This window comes from Vibrio sp. V43_P6S15P86, assembly GCF_009904725.1.
Lineage (GTDB): Bacteria > Pseudomonadota > Gammaproteobacteria > Enterobacterales > Vibrionaceae > Vibrio > Vibrio diabolicus.
Genome location: NZ_WXWT01000029.1, coordinates 1 through 5,222, shown reverse-complemented (window position 1 = coordinate 5,222; position 5,222 = coordinate 1). Strand labels below are relative to the sequence as shown.

Here is a 5,222-nt window from a genome sequence, read left to right as displayed (position 1 = left end):
TGGTGGATTCCATTATTCAAGACATAGAATCTGGGTTCCAGACGGTCGATACCCGTTGTCTGTTCATTATCGCTCACCCAGAATCCACTCTGGCGCACACACGATTCCTTGAAGAAAACCTCAACCGTCTGTTTGACGAAAAAGAACACAAACAGACAAAAGAGCTTGTCATCGCTGATACGCTAAAGTTGCTCGTTCGCGATTTCTATCAGGATACCGACCCGACAACACGCTGGCACCTTGATTTACACTGCGCGATTAGAGGTTCGAAGCACTATACGTTTGCAGTAAGTCCTAAGACTCGTCATCCTGTGCGAAGCAAGGCATTAATCGATTTCTTGGACAGTGCACACATTGAAGCTGTGCTCTTGTCAAACTCACCATCGAGTACGTTTAGCTGGTACAGTGCCGAGAATTTTGGTGCGCAGGCTCTGACAATGGAGCTTGGTCGTGTGGCTCGTATCGGTGAAAATGACCTCGATAAATTGACTGCGTTTGATTTGTCTTTACGTAATTTGATTGCGGAAACGAAGCCAGAACACCTACCAAAACCATGCATTAAATATCGAGTAAGTCGCACAATCGTTCGCTTGAACGAAGATTTTGACTTTATGTTCGACGACAATGTTGAAAACTTCACCTCATTTGTTCACGGCGAAGTGTTTGGTCATGATGGCGACAAACCATTAATGGCGAAGAATGAAAACGAAGCGATTGTCTTCCCGAACCGCCACGTCGCAATAGGTCAACGAGCAGCTCTGATGGTTTGTGAAGTGAAAACCCGTTTTGAAGAGGGTGAGTTGGTTTACGATTAATCCAACATTACTTTGAGAAGTTAATTGCAATTTACCGAGGCTTAACTGTAAGGTTAAGCCTCGTTTGTTTTTATCGGCCGCTATGGATTTTCAACAACTTATCCTGAACAAGGAACGACGCTGGCAACGTAACCTGATGGTTATGTCGATCGTGCTCGCTGTACTCTCTGCCATTCACTTGATGGTCGGAGAAATTTTCCTTTCTCCTTTTCAATCCTTATCTGCATTTGAACAGAAGTTATTGGTGGACTTGCGTTTACCGAGGTTAGTGTCTGCGGCAATTATTGGTGCTGCGTTAGCGGTATCTGGTGCGACGTTACAAGTGTTGCTTGGGAACGTGTTGGCTGAACCTGGCGTGCTTGGTATCTCTGGTGGTGCAAGCTTAGCAATGGTCTTAATCATGTTCGCGTCACCTGTTCTTCCTACCCCGATTGTTTTTATGTTGGCAGCGATTGCAGGCTCGATGGTATTCACGTTTGTTTTGGTGGCGATAGCAAGGGCAATGCACCTGACGACGGCTCGATTGCTTTTGGTTGGGGTCGCATTGGGTATTTTATCGAGCGCGATTGTGACGTGGGCTTTTTACTTTAGTGATGATCTCAGTTTACGCCAACTGATGTATTGGTTAATGGGCAGTATTGGCGGTGCAAGTTGGTATCAACATACCGTTACTTTAGTGATGTTACCGGTGCTTATCTGGTTATGTTGTAAAGGCAAGTCGCTTGATAAATTGATGCTGGGTGAGATTCATGCGACCCAATTGGGTGTCGATGTGCATCAAATGCGTTGGAAACTGATCCTCGCCATTTCTGTTTTGGTGGGTAGTTCAGTCGCTTTGGGTGGCATCATCAGTTTTGTTGGTTTGGTGGTACCGCACTTGTTGCGTTTGGCTTTTGGTACGGAAAACCGTTATTTATTGCCACTTTCTGCAATATCTGGTGCTGCGTTGCTTGTATTTTCTGACATCGGAGCAAGACTGTTATTGGACTCCGCAGAGTTACCTTTAGGTGTCATGACAACATCGATTGGCGCACCTATTTTCATCTGGATGCTGGTGAAGAGTCATGATGCACGTTAAACATATGTCGGTTGGCAGTCGATTATTGCCTCTTTCTTTTGAATGCAAAGCTGGCGAAATCGTACATATCGTTGGGCCTAATGGTTCCGGTAAGAGCACTTTATTGGCCGCGATTTCTGGTACGTTAAGTCACCGAGACGGTATGAGTGGGGAAGTGTACGTTGGCAACAAAAACTTGCTTACTTTACCATTGTCAGAGCAAGCTCATGTTCGAGGTTATTTGTGTCAGCAATCGCGCCCAGCGTTTAATGTTGATGTGTTTCAGTATCTCGCTTTATCTCTGCCAAGTGGTGCTGAGATTGCGGATATCAAAGTGCGTGATGCCGTCAATATGGTGGTGGAGCTGGTACAACTGCAAGATAAGCTTCATCGCAGTATTCAAACATTATCCGGTGGTGAGTGGCAGCGTGTCCGATTAGCAGGTGTATGTTTGCAGGTGTGGCGTACCATTAATCCTTTTTCGCAGTTTTTAATTTTGGATGAGCCAGCAGCACCGTTAGATATTGCGCAAGAGGGTCTGCTCTATCAATTGATTAACGCTATGGCGGCGCAGGGAATTGGAGTATTAGTTGCTAATCACGATCTCAATCGCACATTAAAGCACGCAGATAAAGTATTGCTGCTTAACAACGGTGTGCTGCACTCATCAGGAAATGCCGATACTGTGCTAACGGAAGAAGCTCTCGGGGAAGTGTTCAATACTCAAGTCAAAAGGGTCATCATAGATGAGCAACCTTATTTAATCTTTGATTAGTATTTAGGGACAATAAAAAACGACCTACTTGAGGTCGTTTTTTTAATCGAGAAAGCCAAACTTAACGCTTACTGAGTTAACGGTTTTAGATCTGCTGGGCGGTAGTAAACAGATTTGAGTACTTTGCCTTTACGAATGGTTTTACCTTCCGATACGAAATCTTCGGCGCATTTCGCGATGATGTATTCACCTTTCTGCACCGCCATCAACTTGATGCCTTGTTCCGCGTAGAATGCCTCTGTTTCTGAGTACTCTTGCTCGTTACGGCATACTTTGCTCATGTTGCTTGAATGTACTTCATCCCAGCAAGGAATAAATTCGATACCACGGTTTACCGCAACGTTTAATAGAAGATCAATTAAGTAGCTGATCGCCAGGTTGTCTTCTACTTTGCTGTGGCCAAGATGAACGAGACGGCCCATTAATACATACACGCTGTCTACGATGGCATCTGCTTGCTCAGTTTTACAATCTGCTTCTGCTAGCTCTGTTAGCTCTTCGATCGCCAAAGAGGTGTGTAGTGTGTCTGCTTGCGTATCAAGGCTTGCAGCGTCTGCGACTGGTAAGTCGAACGTACTACGGAACTCGGTGATATCACGGTATAAGTGATCAAAAATCTCTTGGGTTAGCTTTGACAGTTGCATTCTAATTTCCATTGAATCGATTGAAGCGGCAATGATACCAAACCGCACTTTGAACCCCAAGGGCATTGCATCTAACTGGTGATAAATCTGCCTTTGGGAATGGTGGTGCTTAACGAAATAGGTAAGGGAACAGCTTTTTACGTTCTTCCTCTGAAAGGGCGGAAACACGAGCGATGTTCGTATCGGGAATGGATTCAGGATCAGGATAGTGTTTTAGTACCTTTTCCATACTCTCTTCGCGAATCAAATGGAAGATCGGGTAAGGAGAACGATTGGTCAGGTTTTCGTCGTCTTCAGGCCTTGCGCCACCAAAACAGTAATTAGGATGGAAAGTCGCTACTTGGAAAACACCTTCCCAGTTTTGCTGCTTAATTAATCCTTCAACCCAATCTATGCAAAAGTTGTAGTCCCAGAAATCTTGTAGCATGTTGGGAACCACAACCAACGTGGTCTCAAGTTGTTCGGGCTCTGTGTTACTCAGCTCAATCAGTTGCAATAAAATATCTTCAAGAAGCGTTTCTTCTTGAGTCGCTTCACTAACAAAGATTTTGATTTGTTTATTACGTTGCGGCTTGGCAGCAAACGGACAAAGGTTGAGACCGATTACTACATCGTTGAGCCATTGATCGACCTGTTGAGTGATCGCTTCGATATCTGTGTTTTGTGTTGAACGCGTTGACATACGACTTTCTGGTTTTTATTAAAGTAGCGCAAGCATAGCAGAGTTGGTTATCCAAGTAACCAGAGAGGTATTACGCAAATGAGCGTACCTTAGCTACTCTTTAAACTCGCAGCGTCAGGTGTTTGGTCAGTATGCTTTCTTTCGGCAATGTGTTTCAAATACGCAATCGCAGCAAACATCGCTAGGTAGACTGCGCTTCCCCCCATAAGAACACTCGACCAACCACCATGCTGCCAACAGTAAAGAAGTAAGAATCCTCCTAAGCTACCGCCTACGTAGTAGTGTACTAAGTAGAGCGCTGTCGCGGTGGCTTTGGCGCGAGTGGCGTTCTGACCGACCCAACCGTAGGCGAGGGTATGAGTAAAGAAGGCACCAAAACTTATCAGCAACAACCCAAATAGCATTGCAGTCAAGCTTTCAACCGCCGCAATCCACATCCCCGTCATGCTCACTATCGCGCCTAAGAGCATACCGAGGATTGATGAATAACGTTTACTCCAGTGGCCTGCGCAACGAGAGGAGAAAGTCCCTCCCAAGTAACAAATAAAGATCAGTGAGGCCAACCCGACGGGCACATTGTGAGGTTCACTCACCAGACGGAACCCCATGACGGAGTAAAGGTTGACGAACAAAGCAAAGTTGAGTCCTCCTATCAGCATCGCGAACCACACGCGTTGGTTTTTAAAATGACCAATAAGCGCACGATTTTGATGGCGCAAGCTGCTTGATGACGGGGTGAAGTTGCGCTGTGTTGGCAATAAATAGTGAACGCCAATGACACCAAGAAGAGTGAACACCATCATAACTTCAATGGCGACATCAACACTGAAATTGTCCGCCAATAAGCCGCCGCTAATACGCCCTGCAATACCGCCTAATGAGTTAGCCGCAATGTACGTTCCAATTGCCATCGAGAAAGCGTGCTTGTCGAGCTCTTCTGCCATGTAAGCCACGGCGACCGCAGCAAAAGCGGCGAGCGCGACACCGATCAGTGCTCGACATACCACCAAAAACAGAAATGAGTCACCAAACAGCATCAAAGCGGAAAGGGTAGGAATCGAAAACAGACCAGCCATCATGACTGGCTTTCGTCCCACTGATTCTGACAACACAGCCATCGGAACGAGGCTAAAAGAGAGAGCGAGTGTTGAGGCCGCAAATAACCAGTTCACTTGCGTTTCTGAGATCGTGAAAATTTGGGCAAAAGTGGGCAGCATTGGCTGTAGTAGGTATAAATTTGAAAAAACCA

6 protein-coding genes are annotated in these 5,222 nt (G+C 45.7%); 3 read left to right on the top strand and 3 right to left on the bottom strand.

Features of this window, described 5'->3' with window-relative positions:
* The 3 genes from CAG69_RS01445 to btuD all read left to right on the top strand — a co-directional run.
* Positions 1–815 (top strand): succinylglutamate desuccinylase (locus CAG69_RS01445; RefSeq protein WP_161442367.1); only part of this gene is annotated, 815 nt, incomplete at its 5' end.
* 82 nt (positions 816–897) lie between these two features.
* Entirely contained in the window at positions 898–1,893 is a 996-nt protein-coding gene (gene btuC / locus CAG69_RS01440) for a vitamin B12 ABC transporter permease BtuC (RefSeq protein ID WP_161442365.1), read from the top strand.
* The gene (gene btuD, locus CAG69_RS01435; RefSeq protein ID WP_161442363.1) at positions 1,880–2,647 is read left to right on the top strand and encodes a vitamin B12 ABC transporter ATP-binding protein BtuD; all 768 of its coding nucleotides are present in this window, start codon (positions 1,880–1,882) and stop codon (positions 2,645–2,647) included. Before btuC ends, btuD begins: the two co-directional genes overlap by 14 nt.
* Positions 2,648–2,715: 68 nt before the next feature.
* On the opposite strand, the gene CAG69_RS01430 is transcribed toward btuD, so the two are convergent.
* From CAG69_RS01430 to CAG69_RS01420, 3 genes are all read right to left on the bottom strand, one after another.
* A complete protein-coding gene (locus tag CAG69_RS01430; RefSeq protein ID WP_005377875.1) occupies positions 2,716–3,291 on the bottom strand; it encodes a nucleoside triphosphate pyrophosphohydrolase family protein in 576 nt (191 codons plus the stop codon).
* Positions 3,292–3,400: 109 nt separating this feature from the next.
* Entirely contained in the window at positions 3,401–3,973 is a 573-nt protein-coding gene (locus CAG69_RS01425; RefSeq protein ID WP_161442361.1) for a DUF1415 domain-containing protein, read from the bottom strand.
* 89 nt (positions 3,974–4,062) lie between these two features.
* A partial coding sequence (locus tag CAG69_RS01420) for an MFS transporter (RefSeq protein WP_161442359.1) occupies positions 4,063–5,222 on the bottom strand: 1,160 nt, incomplete at its 5' end.